Genomic DNA, 22664 nt, shown 5'->3' on the forward strand with positions numbered 1-22664 from the left:
CGCGAGCGCGACGGAATATGACGCTTTAACGAATGCGGGAGCGGGGCAAAGCGCGGCGCGTGCATTCGAAATGCGATTCGCGGCGGCGGATTTGCCGTCTCGGGGCGCGCGCGACCACTCTTGATCCTAGCCTGGGGCTCGCTTGCAGAAATGCGCCGGCGGGACTGAGGTTTTCACGTCTCATTATTTCACGCGAAATCCGTAGGTTAGGTTCCCCGCATTGCGATTGCGCATCGCATCATTGCCGTGAACATAAATTTGTCGTGGGCGCGCCGATTGGCGTAGGTCGCAGCGAGCCGAAATGCTAAGGAACTGGGAAGTTTTCTGTCGGGGGAGAGCGGCCGTGTCGAGACTGAGCGGATACCTTGCAGTGCTGGTTTTAGCCGGAAGCGCGTTGGCGCTTCCACTAGCGGCGGAAGAGATCACGGTTACCATTCCGACCGATCCGCCCGCGCAGGCTGTTGTCGAAGATAATTCCGTACCCGCACCGATGGCAGAGGACACGACGGCGCCGCCGCCCGAAACGCAGCAGGAAGCGGCCCCCGTCGCCGCACCTGAACCGCCTCAGGCCGAAAGCGCGCCTGCTCCTGCAGCAGAGCCGGTCGCTCCGAAGTCTGCAGCTAAAACGAAGAAAGCGGCAGCGCCTGCCCCAGCAGCGGATACATCCGAAATGCCCGCTCATGCAGACGCTGCTCCGGCGAAGCCCAAGGCGAAGAAGGCGAGCGCTGCGGCCTCTTGCAAAAAGCTCGATGAAACGGCGTGCGGCAGTAATTCGGCGTGCATCTGGGTGGTCGGTACGCCCGCCGAAGGCACGAGCAAGGGTACAACGGCCGGATGCCGGTCGCTGGCAGCGATGAAGAAGGAAGCGGAAAAGGCCCAGAAAGCCGCTAAAACGAGCGAGCCCGAAGTTCTGCCGTGGGCATCGCATACGGGCAGCATTCCTGCGAATGGAGCCGCCGCATCGACGGGTGATGGCGCCGCGAAACCCGCGGGCGAGAAGAAGACGAAGACTGCAACCACGAAGAAAGCAGCCAAGCCGAAAGCGGTTGCACCCGCTGCCTCATCAGAGAACGGAGATCAGGCGGCTCCGCAGGTCGATGCGCCCGCGGCTTCCGGCTCGGATTGATTTTAGGGCCTTCGCGGGCTTCGCGCCGCTCGCGTCACGTCAGTGAAGATACGTCGAGCGCCGCCGTCTGCGCATCTCTTGATTGGTGTGCGGAGTGTTGTCGTTGAAGATCGAGCGCCATTGCGCGCACGCTGCGTCGGCGGCATCCATTGCGCAGGTACTCGCGCGCGCTGTTGGGGCGGCAACCGAATAGGGCACGCCGTAACTCAACATCATCGCCGTCAGCGGGCCCTGGTAGAAACTCCATGGCGTCGCGTTGAGAAATGCGTTTGCGGTGAGCGACGGCCAAGCCGAAGCACCGGCAACCATCGCCGTCGATGCGGGCGTCGCCCACGCCTGCCACATATTTGCGATTGAATTCGAATTCGACCGGGGTTGAGCGCCGACGTTCGTCCAGCACTCGAGCCAGCTCTGCCATAGCGAGAACGGGTCGATGTTCGCCTCGGTCGCTGGGCTGGGCGTCGCCGCGTGAAGCGTATTAACCAACTCGTCATTGAGCTTGCTCTGCCACGCAATCTGGGCAGCAAATGTCGCCTGGCCCATTTCAAAAAGGGCTTCGGTGGCCTTTTGCAGGCATCGGAAATGGAGCGCAAAATCGAACACGGGCGAGTCCCCCGAAAACCCGATCTTAGCATATCTGTTGCATTGCAGCAATCATGATGCGGCACGGTAAGACAGCGTCAGAAGCGATGGAAATTGCTGGCGAGTTGAGCAATCAACGTTTCCCAGCCCAAAAATTTTGTTGCGGATAGGACGCGGAGCCTAGCGCTTCTCGCTGCTTGCAGGGCCTTTGGTCCCGCCTTCAGCATCGTGGTTGGCTGTCTCGTCTGCTCGGAAGCTCAGGCGTTTCAGCAGCGTGCGATAGGTCGGACGCGGGGTTACCAGGGACGGCGATTGGCGGACGGGAGCAGGGTCGACGGTCAAGGCATCGCTGGGCGGTTGATCGGCAACGTCGGCGGAAGATGGGGGATGGGCTGTCTCGACCGGCGCGCGACCTGCGAACTGGCCTGCCGCGAGCCAATAGACGAAGCCAGCGACGAAGCCTGTCGTCAGAAATGCTTTCAGCGCGTAGTTGTTGAAGATCGTCGGCTCGCCCTGAACCTCGCTCGCATATTGCGCGAGAAAACCGAGTGACGCGATCGCGACGCCGCCGATGAGATAGAAGGGAAGGCGGCGCAGCGAGAAGATTTCGCCGAGGCCTCCGACGATCAGCGCGAAGATGCAGGCGAAGATCGCCACATGCGTCGCGGTCAGCAGCGCCAGCTCGAACGTTTCCCCGGCCGTGCGCGGCAAGCGGCTCATCGGCTGATTCAGGACTTCGCTCGGGGTGTTGACGAACAACATCGTGACGAACCCCGCCGCGATGCTCGCGAGGATGAACCCGAACGCCACCCGGGCGACCGATCCCAGGAACTTCAACACTCGACCCTGCCCTGACCCGTCTTACACAAGGGATCAATTTACAGGGGCTAAGCTCAAGGTCTCAATAGAATTATCGGTGCCGGGCGGTGGAAGGTCCGGCTTATGCCTTCTCGGCACCACTGCGGCGTTCGCTGGCGCTGAGGCGCAGGCTTTCCGAACGCAATTGTCCGCAGGCGGCGAGGATATCGCGGCCGCGCGGCGTGCGGACAGGGCTGGCGTAGCCCGCCCGGTTCACGACCTCGGCGAAGCGCTCGATCGTTTCCCAATCGGAGCATTCGTAACGTGTATTGGGCCACGGATTGAACGGGATCAGGTTGATCTTCGCCGGAATGCCCGCGAGTAGCTTCACCAGGGCGCGGGCCTCGGCGAGGCTGTCGTTGACGCCTTTCAGCATCACGTATTCGAACGTGATGCGGCGGGCGTTCGACAGGCCCGGATAATCGCGGCAAGCCTGCATCAGCTCGGCGATCGGATATTTGCGATTGATCGGCACCAGTTCGTCGCGCAGCGCGTCGTTGGTGGCGTGCAGCGAGATCGCGAGCATGGTGTCGGCTTCTTCGCCCCACCGCGGAATTTCAGGGACGACCCCCGAGGTCGACAGCGTGATGCGCCGTTTCGAGAGCGCGAGGCCGTCGCCGTCGGACGCGACTTCCATCGCGGCTTTGACATTGTCGAAATTGTAGAGCGGTTCGCCCATGCCCATCAGCACGACGTTGGTGATCTTGCGTTCGCTGGCGGGAAGCAGGCGGCCGTCGTCCGGGCCTTTCGCGCCGGGCCAGTCGCCGATGCGGTCGCGCGCGAGCATGATCTGCCCGACGATTTCCTGGGCTTCGAGATTGCGCACGAGGCGCTGCGTTCCGGTATGGCAGAACGAGCATGTCAGCGTGCAGCCAACCTGGCTCGAAATGCAGAGCGTGCCGCGATCGCTTTCCGGGATGTAGACGGTCTCGACTTCCGGCGGGCGGGCTTCGTGCCCACGCTTGGCGAGACGCAGCAGCCACTTGCGCGTGCCGTCGACGGAAATCTGCTCCGAGATGATCTCCGGGCGATCGAGCGTATAGATGGCATCGAGCTGACGGCGCAGATCTTTCGAGACGTCGGTCATGTCCTCGAAGCGCGTGATGCCGCGCACGTATATCCAGCTCCATAGCTGGTTAACGCGCATGTTGAGCTGCTTTTCCGGAACGCCGCCAGCGGCGAGCGCTTCCTTCAGGCGCGCGCGCGTCAAGCCCGCGAGCGAGCGCTTCTCAGCGGCGGGCTCGGCCGGGATTTGTGCGTCGATTTCAACCAGTGGGGCAGCAGTCATGACGAAAATGGCTTCGAGCTTCGGGGAATGCGCACTTTTACAGGCGTTCGCGGGGAATGGATAGCGGGCACAATTGTCGTCACTAGAGCCGTCATCCTCGAACGGACGAGCAGAGCGAGGACGTTCGGGGATCCAGCGTAAAGTGTGCCGCAGGCTCCATATTATGTGTCTTTGACGAGCCCTACGCTGGATCCCCGACCTTCGACATGGCTGCGCCATGCTCGGTCGAGGATGACGAATTACAGGATAAATCGGCTGAGATCGGCGTTTTTCGAGAGCTGGCCGACGCGTTGCGTCACATAGGCGCCGTCGATCGCGAGCGTCTGACCGTTGCGGTCGGAGGCTTCGAAGGAGATGTCGTCGAGGACGCGTTCGAGGACGGTTTGTAGACGGCGGGCGCCGATGTTCTCGACGGTCGAGTTCACTTCAACCGCAGCGTCGGCGATGGCGTCGATCGCCTCGGGTTTGAATTCGAGTGTGACGCCTTCCGTTTCCATCAGCGCGACGTACTGCTTGATCAGGCTCGCGTGCGGCTCGGTCAGGATGCGCTTCAAGTCGTCCCGCGTCAGCGCGTTGAGCTCGACGCGGATCGGCAGGCGGCCCTGCAGCTCGGGAAGCAGGTCCGATGGTTTCGACACGTGAAACGCGCCGGATGCGATGAACAGGATGTGGTCGGTTTTCACCGGGCCGTACTTGGTCGAGACCGTCGTGCCTTCGATGAGCGGGAGGAGATCGCGCTGGACGCCTTCGCGCGAGACGTCGGCGCCGCCGCGCGTGCCATCGCCGCGCGAGCAGATCTTGTCGATCTCGTCAAGGAAGACGATGCCGTCGTTCTGGACTGCCGCGACGGCCTCGGCCGTGATCTGATCGTTGTCGATCAGCTTATCGCTTTCATCGGCGATCAGGATTTCGAAGCTGTCCTTTACGGTGACGCGACGCGGCTTGGTCCGTTGGCCGAGCGCTTTGCCGAGCATGTCGCCGAGATTGATCGTCGACATCGACGCGCCGCCGGGCAGGTCGAACATCGGCAATTGCGGCGCCGTGTCGGCAACGAGGATGTCGATTTCCTTGTCGTTCAATTCGTTGTTGCGCAGCTTCTTGCGGAAGCTCTCGCGCGTCGCGGGCGACGAGCCGCTTCCGACGAGCGCATCGATGACACGTTCCTCGGCGGACTTTTCGGCGCGGGCGCGCACGTCCTGGCGCTTGACGTTCTTGACGAGCGCGATGCCGACTTCGACGAGGTCGCGGATGATGCTGTCGACGTCGCGGCCGACGTAACCGACCTCGGTGAATTTCGTGGCTTCGACTTTGAGGAACGGCGCGCCGGCAAGCTTCGCAAGACGGCGCGAGATTTCGGTTTTGCCGACGCCGGTCGGGCCGATCATCAGAATGTTTTTCGGCAGGACTTCGTCGCGCAATTCGCCGGTCAGCTGCTGGCGGCGCCAGCGGTTGCGCAAGGCGATCGCGACGGCGCGCTTGGCGTCCTGCTGGCCGACGATATAGCGATCGAGTTCGGAGACGATTTCACGGGGAGAAAAGTTGGTCATTGCCTTGCCGGTGGAAGATTGCGCGCGAACGGCATGCTCTGGAGAAACGGCAGCAAGCGTTGCCGCAGCGGATGCCAGAAGACGCCAAGGAGAAGGACGAAGCCGCCGACGAGGGCGAGCGTCAGGATAAAGGATATCGGGATTCCGCCGCGATCCGGCAAGCCGACGCCACCGCTCAGGATGTCGTAGACGGCGACGGTGAACGAGGCGAGGGACGAGACGAGCAGCGCCCGGCGGTCGATCGCGAGTGCGAAAATTGCGAGCAGCAGCACGGTCAGCAGAATGATCGCGGAGGTCGCGCCGCTGTTCGTCGCGTGCTTGATCAGCATGAGGGCGGGCGACACGATCAGAGGCGCGGCGACGAGATGCAGCCAGAAGGCGCAGTCGGAGAGCCGCGTCACGCGTTGCGGATCGCGGGCGTCGTAGGCGAGCGCCACGGCGAGCACGAGCAGGCCGTAACCGATGGCGGTGATCGAAAAACCGACGCCGATGTCGTAAAGGCTTCGCGCCGCGACTGCGTAGCCGAAGCAGGCGATCAGCGCGAGCGCGAACGGCAGGCGAAAGCGGAGATAGTAGACGAGCGCCGCGACCAAAGCGGGAATGCCGAAGACGAGTGTCGGATTACGCCAGAAGGCAAGCTCGGAAGCGACATCCCAGTTCGACGTTTTCAGGTTGTCCCAATGCAGCTGAATGACGACGGCTGCCGCCGCGAACAGGACGAACAGGATCGACAGCACCATGCCAGGCAGGACGGCGCGCAGGCGGCCGACCAGAATTTCGCTTAGCGCCCAGAACATCGCTGCGCCGACGGCCATCGTTGCTGCCCAGCCGAGACCGAAGAAGGTCGTCGAGGTGGCGGCGAGCACGGCGCCCGCAACCAGCAGCACGCCGATGGTCAGGAAGACGTCGTTGAAGCCGTTGAGGAAACGAAAGCGTTCTTCGTCGGCGAGTGCCGGTTCGCCGTCCGGGCCGATCACGGGCGTCGAACCCCCGCGCATGGCGCGGAGCTTTTCGGCCTGCGCGGCGTCGATGACACCAGCATCGACGGCGGCCTGGAGGTCGTCAGGGGATCGTCTGTTGGCCATGTTGGGGCTCTGGTTCGGCTCAGGAAGTTCGCGCGTCGAGGGTTTCGACCACGATGTTGCTGTTGGTGTACACGCAGATTTCGGCGGCAATGGACATTGCCTTGCGGGCGATCGCCTCGGCGTCCAGCGGCTGGTCGAGAAGCGCGCGCGCTGCCGCGAGGGCGTAGTTGCCGCCGGAGCCGATGCCCGCGATGGCGTTCTCGGGCTCCAGGACATCGCCTGTGCCGGTCAGGACGAGCGTCGTCGTTGCGTCGGCAACGATCATCATGGCTTCGAGGCGGCGGAGGTAGCGGTCGGTCCGCCAGTCCTTGGCGAGTTCGACGCAGGCGCGGGTCAATTGTCCCGGGTACTGCTCGAGCTTGGCTTCCAGGCGTTCGAATAGGGTGAAGGCGTCGGCGGTGGCGCCCGCGAAGCCGCCGATCACGTCGCCCTTGCCAAGGCGGCGGACTTTCCGGGCGTTGGATTTGATGACCGTCTGGCCGAGGCTGACCTGACCGTCGCCGGCAACTACAACCTTACCATCCTTGCGAACCGTGAGGATCGTGGTGGCGTGCCAGCTCGAACTGCCGGAATTTTGCGTTTCATGCGTCATATGTATCGCGTCAGTTAAGCTCTTGCTGTCAGGATGCAAGGAAAGAGAGTTTAGGTTGGCTCGGTGACTCCCCCTCGGGGAAGCCGGCCGGAAGTTTCGATTTGCCTCGGCGACTCCCCTTCGGGGAGCCGGCCGCCGAGGCTGTAGGTCTGGCGGGTCTTGGCCTGCCGGGCCTCAAGCTGATAAACGCTCGGGCGGCCTCCGGCAACGAAAGGCTTGTTGCCGGTCTGGGCGGCCTCCTGCGGGCGCCGGCCACAAGGCCAGGATTGGAGAATGATTCACGTGAAGCGCCAAGCGACGATCACGCGCAAGACGAAGGAGACCGAAATCTCCGCGACCGTCCATCTGGACGGGACGGGCGCGTACGACATTTCGACCGGGATCGGCTTTCTCGACCATATGCTTGAGCAGCTGGCGCGACATTCGCTGATCGACATCACGCTCCGGGCCAAAGGCGATCTGCACATCGATTTTCATCACACGGTCGAGGACTCGGGCATCGTTCTCGGGCAGGCGATCGCGCAGGCGCTCGGCGACAAGGCGGGCATCGTTCGCTATGCCGACGTGCACCTGCCGATGGACGAGACGCTGACGCGGGTGGCGATCGACGTTTCGGGGCGGCCGTTCCTGATTTGGAAGGCGGAGTTCTCGCGGCCCAAGATCGGCGAGATGGACACCGAGCTTTTCCGCGAGTGGTTCCAGGCGTTCGCGCAGAACGCCGGCATCACGCTGCACCTCGAAAACCTTTACGGCGAGAACAACCACCATATCGCCGAGACCTGCTATAAGGGGCTGGCGCGCGCTCTCAAGGCTGCGATCGCCGTCGATCCGCGCCAGGCCGGCCGCGTGCCTTCGACGAAGGGCACGCTTTAAGCGTTGGCTGCGGAACGGAGTTTTGCTTTGAGGGGGTCAAGGAGTTTGTCTTCCGTGGTGACGTACACAGTGCATGAGCCGCCGCACGCCGGATCCGATCGCGTCGATCGCGGCGTTGACCTCGAGTTCGTCAAGGACGGGTTCTCGTGGCTGACGGCGATTTGTCCGCCGCTTGGACTGCTCGCGAACGGACTTTGGCTTTTCACGATCGCGTATCTCGTCGGCGCGGTTTTGCTCGCCTGGGCGCTCGCCGCGTTGAAGCTCGGTCCGCAGATGACCGGGTTCGTGTTCCTGCTGATCAATATCTATCTCGGCTTCGAGGTTTCGACGCTGAAACGCTGGATGCTGGAGCGAACCGGTTGGCAGGCGCTGGGTGTCGTCACCGGCAAATCGATCGCGGAATGCGAGCGGCGGTTCTTCGAAAGCTGGCTGCCCGCGCAGCCGATCATCGCGGCCGAGACGGCTGGGCCGATGGGGACGTCGGTGCCGCCGGTTGCGCCGCGCCGTGGCTCGCGGTTCTGGCCGTTCAGCGCGCGGCACTGATTTCGAGTAGCAATGCAAAACGTCGTCATCATCGATTACGGTTCGGGGAACCTTCACTCCGCCGCGAAGGCTTTCGAGAGCGCTGCGCGCACGAGTTCCGTAGCCTCGAACATCATCGTCAGCCCGCATCCGGAAGACGTGCTGGCGGCGGATCGCATCGTGCTGCCGGGCGTCGGCGCCTATGCCGACTGCAAGCACGGTCTCGAGCGCGTTCCGGGATTGATCGCAGCGCTTGAAGAAGCTGTACGCGAAAAAGCGCGGCCGTTTCTCGGCATTTGCGTCGGGATGCAGCTTCTGAGCGAGCGCGGACTCGAATTCGCCGAGACGCCGGGGCTTGGGTGGATCAAGGGCGAAGTGCGCGCGATCGAGCCGAAGGACCCGTCGCTCAAAATTCCGCATATGGGCTGGAACACGCTGAATGTCGTCAACGCGCACGCGCTGCTCGACGGCATTCCGACGGGGCCTGACGGTTGGCACGCGTATTTCGTGCACTCGTTCGCGCTCGCGCCGAAAGAGCGCCGCGTCGTCGTCGCCGAAACGGACTACGGCGGGCCGATCACGGCGCTCGTCGCGGACGCGAACATCGCGGGCACGCAGTTTCATCCTGAGAAGAGCCAGAAGCTCGGCCTCAAGCTGATCGCGAACTTCCTCAGCTGGAAACCGTGACGACTAGCGGCTGAAGTTCCTTCAGACATCGCGGCTCGCTTCGCCGGTCAGGTTGATCTGTGGGACGGTCGCCTTTCGAGGCGTCGTGGATGGCCGCCTACGCGGCCATGACGTTGCGTGCCAAGCGTCGATAACGTTGGGATGCGTATCAGGCTATCGCCAACGTTTTAGTGAGAAGGGCGGGCCACCCCGCCCACTGCCGACTGAAACGCTGTCCAGACGCCGCGCGGCAATTGCCATGACGCGGCCGGCTCTTCGTCTTCGAGGCGGCCCTGCATCCATTGCATGTGAGCGGCGACGCGCTGGTCGGCGCGTCCGAGCTCGTGCACGGCGAGTTCATCGGGGTGATCGAACAGGATCGCGAGACGGCGCTTGATCTGATCGGCGCTGAGCCAGGTGCGTACATACCAGACGCCCGTTCCGACGGGCGCGTATTCGGAGGCGATGTAGGGGAGCGAGAACGAAACGGTCCAGGTGTCTTGGTCGGGCGATTTCGGGGTGTGATGGACGAGATACGTTTTCATGGGTGTCTACCGGGGGCGTTGGGGGGCGAAGACAAGAACGCGGAACGCAACTCACTCACACGCAAGTCCGGCTTTTGGGTCGTAGCCGGTTGGAGAAAAAAGGAGGCCCGGGATCGGGGGGGATGATCCCGAGGCACTCCGTCCTGGTCTTTGAGCGGGACGGACCCATTGGACGACGAAGGGGGAGACGGTCCCGCCCCGCCCAAAGACCTGAAACTCAGCCTGCTCTGGCAAATGGCAGCTCGGGCTCGAGCGGCTCGGACGCAACGGCCGGCAGCGACGGGAAGGCGATGATGTTGCCATCCGGCGCAAGATCGAGACCGGGGCGGCGCTGACGGAACCAGCGGAGCGACGTGTTGGTCAGCACCGCGTCGCGCTTGGTCGCCTGGATCAGCAATCCATCGTCCTCACCAAGCAGCTCTCTGAGGTCGGCTTCAAGCTCGACTTCCTCGCGATCTGACATCACGTACCAGGTGTTGACGAGAGGGCGGGCCCACTTGTCGCCGAGCCCCATGATGAGCTGAGCGATGACGTGCTGATTGCGGTTCGGCTTGGCGAGATCGTACGAGATCAGATAGGTGCGCATCGGGAGCTCTCCTAACGTGCGGGGAAGGGTCGATACGCTACGGTGACCCGGGACGGCGTCTGATTTAGGGCGCCGTGAACATAGGAAGAACATGCCACGACTCATCGCGCTTGTCCAGCGCTTGTTCTAAAAATGTTCTTGTGAAGTTCTTAACATTGTGGCATGTCCAACCGCACGTCAGCGTGACGTCAGGCCTCAGGAAACAGGCTGAGCTGGCTGGGGGGAATTGCGATCGGCACGCGGCGGTGGGGGCCGGGGTCGAAGCGAGGTTCGAGACCTGGAAAGCGGACCTGAAATTCCTCTAGGGCTCGCGCACGGCTGCCGGGAAATCGCGCCTCTTCCCAGATTTCGTACAGGCGGCGCGGATCGCAGGCGTAGCGCCGCTGCAGATCGATGGGCCGGATGCGGAGCCAGCGTGCGATCCAGATGTCGACGGCATCGGCCTCCGTCAGCGGACGACGGGCTACGGCAGGCGGAGGTTCGACAAGGAACGCGGTGACCATAAGCAATACTCTTATCGCGTAATGACCCGCCTGCGAGAAGCTGGCAATTTCGTGCGTTACGTGCTGCGACACCCCTGACGGGGAGCCGCCGCAGCGCGTGGGTCTTGACGCGGCGTGCGATACGCGATTGATCGCGCCCAGAAGATTTATAGACCGAACAAAGCAAACTGATGGCCGTTGCGTTCACCGAACCGCGGTCACCGTTTCGTTGCCCCTCATCCGGCCTATGGGCACCTTCTCCCTGCGGGAGACGGAAGAGCAACGCAACGCCTCGACCTCGAAAGGGCTGACTTGATCCTTTTTCCGGCGATTGACCTCAAAGACGGCAAGTGCGTGCGTCTCCGGCTCGGGGAAATGGACGCCGCGACGGTGTTCAATGACGACCCGGCGGCGCAGGCACTCGCCTTCGAGCGTCAGGGTTTCAAATATCTGCACATCGTCGATCTCAATGGCGCGTTCGCGGGCAAGCCCGTCAACGGGGCGGCGGTCGAAGCGATCCTGAAGGCGATTTCGATGCCGGCGCAGCTCGGCGGCGGCATTCGCGATCTGGCGACCATCGAAGCCTGGCTCGACAAGGGCATCCGCCGCGTCATTCTCGGGACCGTCGCCGTGCGCGACCCGGCGCTCGTCAGGGAAGCCGCGAAGCGGTTTCCGGGACGCGTTGCGGTCGGCATCGACGCGAAGGGCGGCAAGGTTGCGGTCGAGGGCTGGGCCGAGACGTCGGAACTTACGGCGGCGGACCTAGCGAGACGCTTCGAGGATGCGGGCGTCGCCGCAATCATCTATACGGACATCGAGCGCGACGGCATTCTCAAGGGGCTCAATCTGCCCGCGACGGCGGCGCTTGCCGAAGCGACCCGCATCCCCGTCATCGCGTCGGGTGGGCTCGCTTCGATCGACGACGTGCGCGAACTCATGAAGCCCGAATATCGCATGCTTGAAGGTGCGATCACCGGCCGGGCGCTCTATGACGGGCGCATCGATGCAAAAGAAGCTCTCGAACTTTTGGGGACCGCATGAAGATTGGTGACAAGGTCCGGGTCGAGCGGATGCCGGATGGCGTGCCGCCCGACAACAAGCAATTGCAAACTCTGTTTCGGAGCTGCCTCGGCAAGACGTTTCCGATCGTCAAGTTCGACGGTCCGCTCGTCGAGCTGCACGTCGGCGAAATCTTCGGAAAGCCTGCTGACTATCATCAGATCTGGCTCGAGCCGGATCGCGTCAAGCTGGTCGAGGCCTGAACGTTGAACGTCATGCCGCAATCTCAATCGGCCGCATCGGCGGCGCCTGCGATGCCGCCCGAGATCGCGCGTCGGCGCACGTTCGCGATCATCTCGCATCCCGACGCCGGTAAAACGACGCTGACGGAAAAGCTCCTTTATTTCGGCGGCGCCATTCAGATGGCGGGCGCGGTGAAGGCGCGCGGCGAACGGCGGCGCACGCGTTCCGACTGGATGCAGATCGAGCAGCAGCGCGGCATCTCGGTGACGTCGTCTGTGATGACGTTCGAGCGGAACGGCATCGTCTATAATCTGCTCGATACGCCGGGCCACTCGGACTTCAGCGAAGACACCTATCGCACGCTGTCGGCCGTCGACGCTGCGGTGATGGTGATGGACGCCGCGAAGGGCATCGAAAGCCAGACGCGCAAGCTGTTCGAGGTTTGCCGGCTGCGCGATATTCCGATCATTACCTTCATCAACAAGATCGACCGCGAGGCGGAAGATCCGCTGACGCTGCTCGATCAGATCGCGGCGGATCTGGCGCTCGATCTCGTGCCGATGGCGTGGCCGGTCGGCATGGGCACGGATTTCCGTGGTGTGCTCGATCTGATGAGCAACAGGATCCTGCTGCCAGAAAACGGCGAGCGCGGCGCGTCGTTCGGGCGCGTGGAGCCATTGAGTGATCTTGCCGATATCCGCAAGATCGAGGGGATCGACGAGCGCATCGCGGACCGGGCGCTCGAAGGCGTCGAGCTGGCGCAGGGTGCGCTGCCGACGTTCGATATCGAGGCCTTTCGCGAGGGGCATCTGTCGCCCGTCTTCTTCGGTAGCGCGTTGAAAAATTTCGGCGTCGAGCAGCTTCTCGATGCGCTGGCGCAGTGGGCGCCGGGACCGTTGCCGCGCAAGGCGACGCAGCGCACGGTCGAGCCCGGCGAAGATCAGGTCACCGGCTTCGTGTTCAAGGTGCAGGCGAACATGGACCCGAACCATCGCGACCGGGTGGCGTTCGTGCGGCTGTGCTCGGGGCGCTTCCGGCGCGGCATGAAGCTTTTGCACGTGCGCGACAACAAGCCGATGACCGTTTCGTCGCCGACGTTCTTCTTCGGACAGGGCCGGGAGACGGCGGACGAAGCTTATGCGGGCGACATCATCGGCGTGCCGAACCACGGCACGCTGCGCGTCGGCGATACGCTGACGGAAAAAGAGGGTCTGAAGTTCACGGGAATTCCGAACTTCGCGCCGGAGCTTTTGCGCCGCGTCGTCATTCAGGATGCGATGAAGGCGAAGCAGCTCAACCGCGCGCTCGACGATCTCGCGGAAGAAGGCATCGTGCAGGTGTTCACGCCGATCGCGGGTGGCCGTCAGATTCTGGGCGTCGTCGGGCAACTGCAGTTCGAAGTTCTGCAATCGCGCGTCGCGAACGAGTACGGCGTACCGGTGACGCTGGAGCAATCGCCGTTCGAACTGGCGCGATGGTTTTCAGCAGACGATCCGGCGAAGTTGCAGAAGTTCGTCGATGCGCATCGGGGCGAGATTGCAACGGATCGCGACGGCGCAATGGTATTTCTCGCCGAGAGCGCCTGGATGCTGAAATATAAAGGCGAGAAATTTCCGGATATCAAATTCGCCGCGCTCAGAGAACGCGGCGAATGACGGTTGTTCGAGCGCAATTCGTTCAGACGGAAATATTTGGGCCGCGCGGAGTAGGCTCGTTGTAGCGGTGCTCGATCGACTCCAGCCAGTGCTTGAGTTCCTTCTCGAGGCTGTCCGTCTGAACGGTCGCTTTGCTATGCTGCAATTCCGTTACGGTGCCCTCGCTGTCGAGCGAGCCGCGAATGGCGTCGTGCTGGGTTGCGAATTTCGTCAGCTCCTCGGAGTGCTCGCCGACGGCGCCGTGCGCTTCGAGTTTCGTGCGCGCCTCAGCGATCCGGTCTTGCAGCGCCGAAAGACGGGCGCGAAGGTTTAGCGGAGCAAAGTCTTCGACCATTTAGAGAATTCCCCTATGCAAGTGCAACTCCAGAGTTCCACGCAACTATGCAAAACTCCACAACACCGCCGGGCGTAAAGAGTTCCTCCGGAATTTGGTTTATATGCTCGACGGTCCCCGCACGCCCATGATAGCCGAATTCGGCCTGATCTCTGAGTGAAAAGAATTCCGTTATGCTGAAGGTCCGCATCATTCCGTGCCTCGACGTGAAAGACGGCCGCGTCGTCAAAGGCGTCAACTTCGTCGATCTCATCGATGCCGGTGATCCGGTCGAGGCGGCGGCGGCGTACGATGCGGCGGGCGCGGATGAGCTTTGCTTTCTCGACATCACCGCGAGCCATGAAAATCGCGACACGATCTTTGACGTCGTCGAGCGCACGGCGAACCGCTGCTTCATGCCGTTGACGGTGGGTGGCGGCGTTCGCACCATCGACGACATTCGAAAGCTGCTTGAAGCCGGCGCCGACAAGGTGTCGATCAACACGGCCGCGGTCACCAATCGTGCGTTCGTCAAAGAGGCGAGCGAGAAGTTCGGCGCGCAGTGCATCGTCGTCGCCATCGATGCGAAGAAGGTTTCAGGCGAAGGCGAGCCCAATCGCTGGGAGATCTTCACTCATGGCGGACGCAAGCCGACGGGTATCGACGCCATCGCCTTCGCGCGCGAGGTCGCCGAGCTTGGGGCCGGCGAAATTCTACTGACCTCGATGGATCGCGACGGCACGAAGTCCGGCTTCGACGTTGCGTTGACGCGCGCGGTATCGGATGCCGTTTCGATCCCGGTCATTGCTTCAGGCGGTGTCGGGACGTTGCAGCATCTCGTCGATGGTGTGCGCGATGGGCACGCGAGCGCCGTGCTTGCGGCGTCGATCTTTCACTTCGGCACGTATTCGATCCCCGAAGCGAAGGCATTCATGGCGGACGCCGGACTTGCGATGCGCGTGGACGGCTGAGCGCTAGCGCCGTCGGCACATACGTAGTGGCCACCTTAGAGGCGTTCATCCAGGGTCACACGCGATGCCGTTCGAATGCGCTGCCCCTGGATGGCCGGGTCAAGCCCGGCCATGGAGAGGGCGATGGCACCTTTTCCGATCGGGCAAAAGAATTCAGATACGCGCCCACATTCAGGGCGCGGGAGTCTTGTCGGGATAGAGGCAGATGTCGTTGACCAGGCAGCGCCAGCATTCCGGTTTGCGCGCCTTGCAGACGTAGCGGCCGTGCAGGATCAGCCAATGATGCGCGTGCAGGGCGTACTCGGGCGGCACGACGCGAAGCAGATCGGCTTCAACCGCCAGCGGCGTCGTCCCCTGCGATAAGGCGAGCCGGTTTGCGATGCGGAACACGTGCGTATCGACGGCCATCGTCGGATGTCCGAAGGCGATATTCATCACGACGTTCGCCGTCTTGCGCCCGACGCCGGGAAGCGTTTCGAGGACGTCGCGATCGCCCGGCACCTCGCCGCCAAACTCGTCGACGAGGCGTTGTGACAGCGCGATCACGTTCTTGGCCTTGGTGCGATAGAGGCCGATCGTCTTGACCAGGTCGCGGACCTTGTCTTCGCCGAGCGCCAGCATTTTCTCAGGGCTGTCGGCGAGCCTGAACAGCGCGGGCGTCGCCTTGTTGACGCCGGCGTCCGTTGCCTGGGCCGAGAGCACGACGGCGATGAGCAGCGTGTAAGGATTAACGTAAAGCAGCTCCCCCTTGGGCTCGGGGCTGGCGGCGTGAAAGCGGCGGAAGACTTCGTAAATCTCCGCTTCCGTCAGTAGGATGCGGCGGCTTCCTTTGCCTGCCGGTTTTTTCAGCGGCCGGAGGGTTTTTACGGGCTTGCCTCGGGAGCTGGAACTCGCGATGCTTGACGGACTTTTATCCTTCAGTGCTTTGGCCATCAGAAAGTCCGTATTTCAAATTGCGGTTGCGGACAACGACGTGAGTCAGAGAAGCCGAAAATGACGGACAGTCTCGCAGAAAAGCAATCCGCAAACGTCACGCGGTTTGTGCTGCATCCTTACCGGTCGCTGACGCCGCGCGGCTTCACGATCCTGATGACTGTGCTCGGCCTCGTCAGCTTTGCTGTAGGGTCTGTATTTTTATTGATGGGCGCCTGGCCGGTGTTCGGATTCTTCGGTCTTGACGTGGCGCTGATCTACTACGCGTTCAAGCGCAATTACCGCTCGGGCCGACTTTATGAAATGGTGACATTGTCGCCCGAGCTTTTGAAGCTGACGCGCATTCACCCGTCGGGCCGCTGCGAGGAGTTCGACTTCAATCCGTATTGGGCGCGCGTTCGCGTTTCCATCGATCATCCGGATGGACGGACGTCGATGCGGCTCATGGCTCAGGGTAAGGAAGTATTGTTCGGCCAGTTTTTGACGGACGATGAGCGGCGCAACTTCGCCGATGCCTTGACCGGCGCGCTGGTGACGACGCGCGGATCGCTGTTCTGATTTAATCGTCGAGCATCGTGAGCGCGGCGCGGCGGTCGCCGGGCTTCAGGCGAAGAAACTGCGTGCGCGCCGCCTTGATGTCTTTTTCGGCGCCCGTTTCCGACGCGGTTTTCAGGGCTTTCGTTGCGGCGTGATCGGCGCCGACGATGAACGCCAGTGCGCCGGAAAGCCTGCCCATCATCGCCGCGTCGAATTTGAAGTCGTCGTCGGCCATGGGATTACTGGAACCTGCCGCCGCGCTGCAGAACCTCGATCTTGTAGCCGTCGGGATCTTCGATGAAGAAGAATTTGCCGAACGGCTTGCCGTCGTGCGTCATCGTCTTGATGTCCTTCGGCTGATAGCCCGCCGCTGTGATGCGGGCGCGCTCGGCTTCAAGATCCTCGACGGCAAACGCAACATGCCCATAGCCGTTGCCGAGATCGTAGGCGTCGGTGCGGCCTTTGTTGACCGTCAGCTCCAGCTCGAAATCGTTCTCCGGGTTCTTCATGTAGATGAGCGTGAAATCGGGCCAGTCGCGGCGGTCCGAAATTTTGAGGCCGAAGCAGTCCTCATAGAATTTCACCGAGCGGGCTTCGTCGAGCACGCGCACCATCATATGGATCGCTTTGGCCATCGTCTCGGATCTCCGCTGTTTTTGTGTTCCGCTTTTTCCTGGATGGCCGGGTCAAGCCCGGCCATGACGTGATGATTGGATATGGCCTCTCACAGCCAGGGACGCGACGTCGACGTCGACGTTTCGAAGGACGAGATCGCCTTCGATTTTTCGAGCGTCAGGCCGATGTTGTCGAGGCCGTTCAAGAGGCAATGCTTGCGGAACGGATCGATGTCGAACTTGATGACGCCGCCGTCGGGACCGCGGATTTCCTGCTTCTCAAGATCGACGGTCAGCGTCGCGTTGGCGCCGCGTTCGGCGTCGTCCATCAGCTTGTCGACTTCGCTCTGCGGCAGCTTGATCGGCAGAATGCCGTTCTGGAAGCAGTTATTATAGAAGATGTCGGCGAAGTCCGGAGCTACGACGCAGCGGATGCCGAAGTCGAGCAGGGCCCACGGCGCGTGCTCGCGCGAGGAGCCGCAGCCGAAGTTTTCGCCCGCGACCAGGATCGTCGCCTTGCGGTACTGCGGCTTGTTCAGAACGAATTCGGGAAGCTCGTTGCCGGTCTCGGGGTCGTAGCGCATCTCGTAGAACAGCGATTTGCCAAGACCCGTCCGCTTGATCGTTTTCAGAAACTGCTTCGGAATGATCATGTCGGTGTCGACGTTGCGGATCGGCAAGGGCGCCGCGACGCCGGTCAGAACCGTGAACTTGTCCATGCTATCGTCTCCAATCAGCCGCGCCGTCGATCAGGCGCGCAACGTATCCGCAAGCGCCCGGAAATATCCTTCCGCCGCCGTTAGGCGCCGCGCCTGCGGAAAGGCGCCGAACTCCCGGATGGCAGCTTCGAGATCAAACGGCTTCAGATGTTCCAGGCGCCGTTTAACGCCAGCCCGCTTGCGTCCGTCAAGATGCACGGCGAGCGCGGCCATGATGGTTTCGAGGTAGCCGGCGATGCGGCCAAGCTCGCGCGTGGCCGTCAGCACGGCCAAGCGGTCGTCGGGCGCGTTTTCGAGCGTGCCGAGGGCGGCGGCCGCCCGCGAGAGCGTCGCGGCGATCTCTTCGGCGTAAAGGGCCACCTTTTCGCGGCGGAGTTCATCGAGGCGAGCGGCCTCTTCCAGCCAGCGGTGGATCGTCTCGGCAAAGCTCGATAGGCGTCGAAGGTAGGCGGCAAGCCGCATTGGCAAAATCCTGAACTCTACGATCCAGGATTTTACGGCCGAGGCCGGGCGCGGGGATAAGATTCAGCTGCAGGCGCTATTTGATCGTCGGGTCGGCGTAGCATTTGCGCATGTAGGCGCAACGATAGGACCCCGAGAAGTGCATCGCGTCGCCCTTGGCCGGGGAAATGAAGGTGCAGACTTCCTCGAGCCCCTCAGGCTTCAGCCAGCCTTGGCGGCGGCCGCGCTGCACGGCGAAGCAATCGGCGGTTTCTTCATCGGGGCCGCGGAACTGGTGCCCGCATTCGTGGGCGTAGATCCACTGTTTGACGGGCGTCGAGACCTTCTCGAGGTAACGCGGGTTCATGATCAGGAAGCCGGGGTAGGCGGCGCCGTAGTCGTCGAGCTTGTTGTCGATGACCGTCGGCCGCTGGCCGCAATACTGCGTGTTGCCGTCAAGCTTGAATTCGCCGGGCTTCACAATGCGGCTGTCGCCGCCGACCGTCGCAACGTACTGCTCGGGCGTTGGAATGCCGTCGCCGAGGTTCTTGGCGTCCTGTGCATCGGCGCCGGGCGCAAGCATGAGCATCGCGCCCATGCACAGACCCAAGGCGATCCGGTGAAACAATCCCCGCGCTTTCATCCCCGCTTCCGTTCTCAAAACGACCCCACCGTTTTCGTGCACGTCCCTACAACATGGCGCGAAATGGCTTATTGCTCAATCCCATCTAACTTGTGACGTGTGGGAGGTTAACGTCGCGTGTTCTGGCCCTGGTCAGGACGCAGCCCCGGCTTCGATATGCTCCATATCCTCATCGGAAAAGCCGAAATGATGGCCAATCTCGTGGATGAGCACGTGCCCGATCAAGTGGCCTAACTCCTCCCCGTTTTCCGACCATTCGTCGAGAATAGCGCGCCGGTAGAGGAAAACCATATCCGGTTCGCGCGCACTTTCCATGACGCTTTGCTTCGTCAGGCTCACGCCCTGATAGAGGCCGGTCAGCTCGAAAGGATCCTCGATGCCGAGACCATCCAGGATTTCGTCAGTGGCGAAGTCTTCGACGCGGATGAGAAGATCGCCGGCGATGTCGCGGAATTCAGGTGGCAGTTTTTCCCAGGCATCCATCGCGAGGGCCTCGAATTCCGCGAGCGTCGGGGCCTTGGCGCTGGCCCATTGCACTGACACGTTTGCACTCCTTCTGCTGACGAACCGCAACTTACCGAGATAGTGTCGCGGTGGGCGAATGAAAGGGCGCGAAACCGCCCATTCAGGCGGTCTTGTCGGCAACAATCAGCAGTTCCTGCAGGCTGAAATGCAACTCGCCGTCTTGATCGGTGCGCGGCTGCAAGAAGGTTCGCAGGTTCGACGGGCCGCTGGTGAGGATGCGCCGAAGTTCAGTGATGGTATCTGGCGCGCATCGCATTCGCGTCACCCATGACGAGAAATCGAGTTCTTTGCCGAACTGCTCTCGCGCGACGATCCTGAAACCTGCGTCCGTCAGCAGGCTGATCCATGTTTCGGGCGGCGGCGCGAGGCCATGGCTCGGGTCGCGTAATTTCTCGAAGGCGTTGTAGGCGGCAGCCGTGTCCGCAATGTCGCTTTGAGATGCGTCCGGCAACTGCTGCGCGTCCGGAGCGACGTTGTCGACGAGGGCGAAGCGGCCTCCTGCCTTCAAGACGCGGCGGACTTCGGCAATGAAACAGCGCAAGTCTGGGAAATGGTGAGCCGCCAGGCGGCAACAGACGAGATCGAAGCGGGCGTCGTCGAAGGGAAGCGCCCCGGCTTCGGCCTTGGCGGTCGACACGTTGGCAAGGTTTCGGTCGGCGGCGAGCTTCGCCGCTTCGCCCAGCATCTCGTCGGTGATGTCGCTGGCTATAATGTTCGCCAGATGTGGCGCGAATGCCGCGGCCATATGGCCTGCCCCGGTAGCGACGTCGAGGCCCTGCCAGTGGCGCTGCGGCCGAGCCAGTTCCACGATTCGCGCGAGACTTTCGCCTTTAGCGTGCACATCCGAGGTCGCATACGCGGCGGCGGACGCGCCGAACTGCGAGCGGACGAGGTCGGTGCCGTCTTTCGTCATGATGAGCTCAATTAAGCATTAACCGTTTGCTAAAATGTCTTTTCTACTCAGGAGCCTCGGCGCGTGTTCTTAACATCTCGCAAGAATATATGCCGCATCGTCGCGCATCGGTTGCATGCCTATGTTCCGCACCACTTTTCTGTGGGCCGTTTGCCATAACTGGTTGAGAGAATTTGATGTCGAAGACGCTCGCGTTTCGCCCACGGCAGGAGTCTATGCCGATCGAAGAGGGCTCGTGGCACGGTAACAGCAATTCCTTCGAACTGCGCATTCTCGAAGACGAAAAAGACATTCGCGAAGCTCTACAGCTCAGGGGCCGCGCTTATACGGCCATCGGCTACGACATCGACAAGGCCGACGGCGAATACTCGGATCACTTCGATACGCTCGCGACGACCGTGTTGTTCGGCGTCTACGATAGCGGACGTATCGTGGGGACGGTGCGCCTCTGCTTCTCGCTTCCACAGTCCGTCGCTTCGCTTCCCTGCGCCTCGCACTATCCGGCGCTGAGGGATATGCATCGCTCGCAAAGCCACGGCTTCGTTGAAATTTCGAGGCTCTCGATCGAGCCGGACATCGCCAATGTGTCTTACCGGACGACGCTTTATGCGTTTCTCGTCCGGGCATCGCTGACGGCGGCGCTGGCGACGGGTGTCTCGATGCTGCTGATTGCGACGCGGCCCGATTGGGTCAAGTTCTATCGCTATATGCTGGGCTTCCAGCAGATCGGCGAGCCGGCGTTCTATCCGCCCGGCGATTTCAAGATCACGCTGCTCGGCGGCAGCCTGGAGCAGGCGCGCATGCGCCAGCGGCTGCAGAACCGCTTCTTCAAGATCACGGAAGAAGAGGTCGCCAGCATGAAGAACTCGATCGGACGGACGCTGGGCCGCGCCGATCAGGCCGAAGAGATCAAGATCGCGGTGTAGTTTTTGTTGGGCGACGGCGACTCTCCTGCGGAAAGCCGGCCGCCATCGCCGTATGATTGATTAAGCCTGCCAGCTCCGGACGTCGACGAAGTGGCCTTCGAGCGCGGCTGCGGCGGCCATGATCGGCGAAACCAGGTGCGTGCGGCCTTTGTAGCCCTGACGTCCCTCAAAGTTGCGGTTCGAGGTCGAGGCGCAGCGCTGGCCCGGCTTCAACTGATCCGGGTTCATGCCAAGGCACATCGAGCATCCGGGCTCGCGCCATTCGAAGCCCGCTGCCTTGAAGATCTTGTCCAGACCTTCGGCTTCCGCCTGCTCTTTGACGAGGCCCGAACCCGGCACGATCATCGCGTAGGCGAGGCGTGACGAGATCTTCTTGCCATCGACGATTTTTGCGACGGCGCGCAGGTCTTCGATGCGGCCGTTGGTGCAGGAGCCGATCCAGACGACGTCGAGCGGGATGTCGGTGATCTTTGTTCCCGGCGCGAGGCCCATGTAGTCGAGCGCGCGCTGCATCGAGGCACGCTTGTTCTCGTCTACGACGTCGGCGGGATTCGGCACGACGCTGGTGATCGCGGTCACGTCCTCGGGGCTCGTGCCCCAGGAGACGATCGGCGGCAGCTTCGCGGCATCGAGACGGATTTCGCGATCGAAGTGCGCGCCGTCGTCCGAGCCCAGCGTTTCCCAGTATTTCATCGCCATGTCCCAAGCCATGCCTTTCGGCGCCTTGGGGCGATCCTTGATGAAGGCGAACGTTTTTTCGTCCGGCGCGATCATGCCGGCGCGGGCGCCGCCCTCGATCGACATATTGCAGACGGTCATGCGGCCTTCCATCGACAGCGCGCGGATGGCGTCTCCGGCGTATTCGATGACGGAGCCGGTGCCGCCGGCGGTGCCGATTTCGCCGATGATGGCGAGGATGATGTCCTTGGCGCCGACGCCGTGCGGAGCGACGCCGTCGACGACGACGCGCATGTTCTTGGCCTTCTTCTGGATCAGCGTCTGGGTGGCGAGCACGTGCTCGACCTCGGAGGTGCCAATGCCATGCGCGAGCGCGCCGAACGCGCCGTGCGTCGAGGTGTGGCTGTCGCCGCAGACGATCGTCGTTCCCGGCAGCGTGAAGCCCTGCTCGGGTCCAACGACGTGGACGATGCCCTGCCGCTTATCGAGCTCGTTGTAGTATTCGATGCCGAAGTCGCGGGCGTTCGTCGCCAGGGTTTCGACCTGGACGCGGCTCTGCTCGTCGGCGATGCCCTTCGTACGGTCGGTGGTCGGGACGTTGTGGTCGACGACGGCGAGGGTTTTCTCGGGCGCGCGGACTTTACGTCCGGTCATGCGCAGCCCTTCGAACGCCTGCGGGCTCGTGACCTCGTGGACGAGGTGGCGGTCGATGTAGAGGAGGCATGTTCCGTCCTCGGACTTTTCAACCACGTGATCGTCGAAGATTTTATCGTAAAGCGTTTTTGCCATGTTTTTATGGGCC

At 62.3% G+C, this 22664-nt stretch carries 29 protein-coding genes; 10 read left to right on the top strand and 19 right to left on the bottom strand.

Annotation, left to right across the window (positions count from 1 at the left end; genetic code table 11):
- Positions 1-343 precede the first annotated feature (343 nt).
- Entirely contained in the window at positions 344-1126 is a 783-nt protein-coding gene (locus tag HDEN_RS16525; protein ID WP_013217293.1) for a hypothetical protein, read from the top strand.
- A gap of 39 nt (positions 1127-1165) precedes the next feature.
- Here the strand turns inward: HDEN_RS16525 and HDEN_RS16530 are convergent, their stop codons facing one another.
- From HDEN_RS16530 to hslV, 6 genes are all read right to left on the bottom strand, one after another.
- Positions 1166-1669, bottom strand: coding sequence for a hypothetical protein (locus HDEN_RS16530; RefSeq protein ID WP_245256671.1), 504 nt, complete (start codon positions 1667-1669; stop codon positions 1166-1168).
- Between the two features lie 219 nt (positions 1670-1888).
- Positions 1889-2548 carry a hypothetical protein gene (locus HDEN_RS16535; protein WP_013217295.1) on the bottom strand — a complete coding sequence of 220 codons (660 nt, stop codon included), beginning with the start codon at positions 2546-2548 and terminating at the stop codon, positions 1889-1891.
- A gap of 100 nt (positions 2549-2648) precedes the next feature.
- Positions 2649-3854, bottom strand: a complete 1206-nt coding sequence (gene rlmN, locus HDEN_RS16540) for a dual-specificity RNA methyltransferase RlmN (protein ID WP_013217296.1) — start codon at positions 3852-3854, stop codon at positions 2649-2651.
- Positions 3855-4093: 239 nt separating this feature from the next.
- On the bottom strand, positions 4094-5401 hold the full coding sequence (hslU, locus tag HDEN_RS16545) for an ATP-dependent protease ATPase subunit HslU (protein WP_013217297.1): 1308 nt from the start codon (positions 5399-5401) through the stop codon (positions 4094-4096).
- Positions 5398-6486 (bottom strand): hypothetical protein, encoded by a 1089-nt coding sequence (locus HDEN_RS16550; RefSeq protein ID WP_013217298.1) that lies wholly within the window; start codon positions 6484-6486, stop codon positions 5398-5400. Before HDEN_RS16550 ends, hslU begins: the two co-directional genes overlap by 4 nt.
- A gap of 19 nt (positions 6487-6505) precedes the next feature.
- Entirely contained in the window at positions 6506-7078 is a 573-nt protein-coding gene (gene hslV / locus HDEN_RS16555; RefSeq protein ID WP_013217299.1) for an ATP-dependent protease subunit HslV, read from the bottom strand.
- 273 nt (positions 7079-7351) lie between these two features.
- Here hslV and hisB point away from each other — a divergent pair, with 273 nt between their 5' ends.
- From hisB to hisH, 3 genes are read left to right on the top strand one after another with little or no spacing between them, the layout of a single operon-like run.
- Positions 7352-7951: an imidazoleglycerol-phosphate dehydratase HisB gene (gene hisB, locus HDEN_RS16560; RefSeq protein ID WP_013217300.1), complete on the top strand. Its 600-nt coding sequence runs from the start codon at positions 7352-7354 to the stop codon at positions 7949-7951.
- Between the two features lie 54 nt (positions 7952-8005).
- Complete coding sequence (locus HDEN_RS16565; protein ID WP_013217301.1) at positions 8006-8494, top strand: DUF2628 domain-containing protein; 489 nt, start codon at positions 8006-8008, stop codon at positions 8492-8494.
- Between the two features lie 12 nt (positions 8495-8506).
- Positions 8507-9160: an imidazole glycerol phosphate synthase subunit HisH gene (gene hisH / locus HDEN_RS16570; RefSeq protein WP_013217302.1), complete on the top strand. Its 654-nt coding sequence runs from the start codon at positions 8507-8509 to the stop codon at positions 9158-9160.
- Between the two features lie 167 nt (positions 9161-9327).
- On the opposite strand, the gene HDEN_RS16575 is transcribed toward hisH, so the two are convergent.
- From HDEN_RS16575 to HDEN_RS16585, 3 genes are all read right to left on the bottom strand, one after another.
- Positions 9328-9684: a hypothetical protein gene (locus HDEN_RS16575; RefSeq protein ID WP_013217303.1), complete on the bottom strand. Its 357-nt coding sequence runs from the start codon at positions 9682-9684 to the stop codon at positions 9328-9330.
- A gap of 217 nt (positions 9685-9901) precedes the next feature.
- Positions 9902-10270 carry a hypothetical protein gene (locus tag HDEN_RS16580; protein ID WP_013217304.1) on the bottom strand — a complete coding sequence of 123 codons (369 nt, stop codon included), beginning with the start codon at positions 10268-10270 and terminating at the stop codon, positions 9902-9904.
- A 188-nt stretch (positions 10271-10458) separates the two neighbouring features.
- The gene (locus tag HDEN_RS16585; protein ID WP_013217305.1) at positions 10459-10773 is read right to left on the bottom strand and encodes a hypothetical protein; all 315 of its coding nucleotides are present in this window, start codon (positions 10771-10773) and stop codon (positions 10459-10461) included.
- Between the two features lie 291 nt (positions 10774-11064).
- On the opposite strand from HDEN_RS16585, the gene hisA reads away from it, so the two are divergent.
- From hisA to HDEN_RS16600, 3 genes are read left to right on the top strand one after another with little or no spacing between them, the layout of a single operon-like run.
- Complete coding sequence (hisA, locus tag HDEN_RS16590; protein ID WP_013217306.1) at positions 11065-11793, top strand: 1-(5-phosphoribosyl)-5-[(5-phosphoribosylamino)methylideneamino]imidazole-4-carboxamide isomerase; 729 nt, start codon at positions 11065-11067, stop codon at positions 11791-11793.
- Positions 11790-12014, top strand: a complete 225-nt coding sequence (locus HDEN_RS16595) for a hypothetical protein (RefSeq protein WP_013217307.1) — start codon at positions 11790-11792, stop codon at positions 12012-12014. Before hisA ends, HDEN_RS16595 begins: the two co-directional genes overlap by 4 nt.
- Positions 12015-12026: 12 nt before the next feature.
- The gene (locus HDEN_RS16600; RefSeq protein ID WP_210160331.1) at positions 12027-13649 is read left to right on the top strand and encodes a peptide chain release factor 3; all 1623 of its coding nucleotides are present in this window, start codon (positions 12027-12029) and stop codon (positions 13647-13649) included.
- Positions 13650-13671: 22 nt separating this feature from the next.
- Here the strand turns inward: HDEN_RS16600 and HDEN_RS16605 are convergent, their stop codons facing one another.
- Positions 13672-13983 (bottom strand): hypothetical protein, encoded by a 312-nt coding sequence (locus HDEN_RS16605; RefSeq protein ID WP_013217309.1) that lies wholly within the window; start codon positions 13981-13983, stop codon positions 13672-13674.
- 173 nt (positions 13984-14156) lie between these two features.
- On the opposite strand from HDEN_RS16605, the gene hisF reads away from it, so the two are divergent.
- Positions 14157-14933, top strand: a complete 777-nt coding sequence (gene hisF / locus HDEN_RS16610; protein ID WP_013217310.1) for an imidazole glycerol phosphate synthase subunit HisF — start codon at positions 14157-14159, stop codon at positions 14931-14933.
- Positions 14934-15104: 171 nt separating this feature from the next.
- Here hisF and nth read toward each other — a convergent pair whose 3' ends face one another.
- Positions 15105-15866 (bottom strand): endonuclease III, encoded by a 762-nt coding sequence (gene nth / locus HDEN_RS16615; RefSeq protein WP_013217311.1) that lies wholly within the window; start codon positions 15864-15866, stop codon positions 15105-15107.
- Positions 15867-15926: 60 nt separating this feature from the next.
- On the opposite strand from nth, the gene HDEN_RS16620 reads away from it, so the two are divergent.
- A complete protein-coding gene (locus HDEN_RS16620; RefSeq protein WP_013217312.1) occupies positions 15927-16424 on the top strand; it encodes a DUF2244 domain-containing protein in 498 nt (165 codons plus the stop codon).
- A 1-nt stretch (position 16425) separates the two neighbouring features.
- On the opposite strand, the gene HDEN_RS16625 is transcribed toward HDEN_RS16620, so the two are convergent.
- The 7 genes from HDEN_RS16625 to HDEN_RS16655 all read right to left on the bottom strand — a co-directional run bounded on the left by HDEN_RS16625 (position 16426) and on the right by HDEN_RS16655 (position 20258).
- Complete coding sequence (locus tag HDEN_RS16625) at positions 16426-16638, bottom strand: hypothetical protein (RefSeq protein ID WP_013217313.1); 213 nt, start codon at positions 16636-16638, stop codon at positions 16426-16428.
- A 4-nt stretch (positions 16639-16642) separates the two neighbouring features.
- Positions 16643-17038 (bottom strand): VOC family protein, encoded by a 396-nt coding sequence (locus tag HDEN_RS16630; protein ID WP_013217314.1) that lies wholly within the window; start codon positions 17036-17038, stop codon positions 16643-16645.
- 89 nt (positions 17039-17127) lie between these two features.
- The gene (leuD, locus tag HDEN_RS16635; RefSeq protein ID WP_013217315.1) at positions 17128-17736 is read right to left on the bottom strand and encodes a 3-isopropylmalate dehydratase small subunit; all 609 of its coding nucleotides are present in this window, start codon (positions 17734-17736) and stop codon (positions 17128-17130) included.
- Positions 17737-17766: 30 nt separating this feature from the next.
- Complete coding sequence (locus tag HDEN_RS16640; RefSeq protein WP_013217316.1) at positions 17767-18198, bottom strand: hypothetical protein; 432 nt, start codon at positions 18196-18198, stop codon at positions 17767-17769.
- Positions 18199-18274: 76 nt separating this feature from the next.
- Entirely contained in the window at positions 18275-18820 is a 546-nt protein-coding gene (locus HDEN_RS16645; protein WP_013217317.1) for a hypothetical protein, read from the bottom strand.
- Positions 18821-18952: 132 nt separating this feature from the next.
- The gene (locus HDEN_RS16650; RefSeq protein ID WP_013217318.1) at positions 18953-19363 is read right to left on the bottom strand and encodes a metallopeptidase family protein; all 411 of its coding nucleotides are present in this window, start codon (positions 19361-19363) and stop codon (positions 18953-18955) included.
- 82 nt (positions 19364-19445) lie between these two features.
- Positions 19446-20258: a class I SAM-dependent methyltransferase gene (locus HDEN_RS16655; RefSeq protein WP_013217319.1), complete on the bottom strand. Its 813-nt coding sequence runs from the start codon at positions 20256-20258 to the stop codon at positions 19446-19448.
- A gap of 176 nt (positions 20259-20434) precedes the next feature.
- Here HDEN_RS16655 and HDEN_RS16660 point away from each other — a divergent pair, with 176 nt between their 5' ends.
- Entirely contained in the window at positions 20435-21184 is a 750-nt protein-coding gene (locus HDEN_RS16660; protein ID WP_013217320.1) for an N-acyl amino acid synthase FeeM domain-containing protein, read from the top strand.
- 60 nt (positions 21185-21244) lie between these two features.
- On the opposite strand, the gene leuC is transcribed toward HDEN_RS16660, so the two are convergent.
- The gene (gene leuC / locus HDEN_RS16665) at positions 21245-22651 is read right to left on the bottom strand and encodes a 3-isopropylmalate dehydratase large subunit (RefSeq protein WP_013217321.1); all 1407 of its coding nucleotides are present in this window, start codon (positions 22649-22651) and stop codon (positions 21245-21247) included.
- Positions 22652-22664: the final 13 nt, after the last annotated feature.

The organism is Hyphomicrobium denitrificans ATCC 51888, assembly GCF_000143145.1.
Taxonomy (GTDB): domain Bacteria; phylum Pseudomonadota; class Alphaproteobacteria; order Rhizobiales; family Hyphomicrobiaceae; genus Hyphomicrobium_B; species Hyphomicrobium_B denitrificans.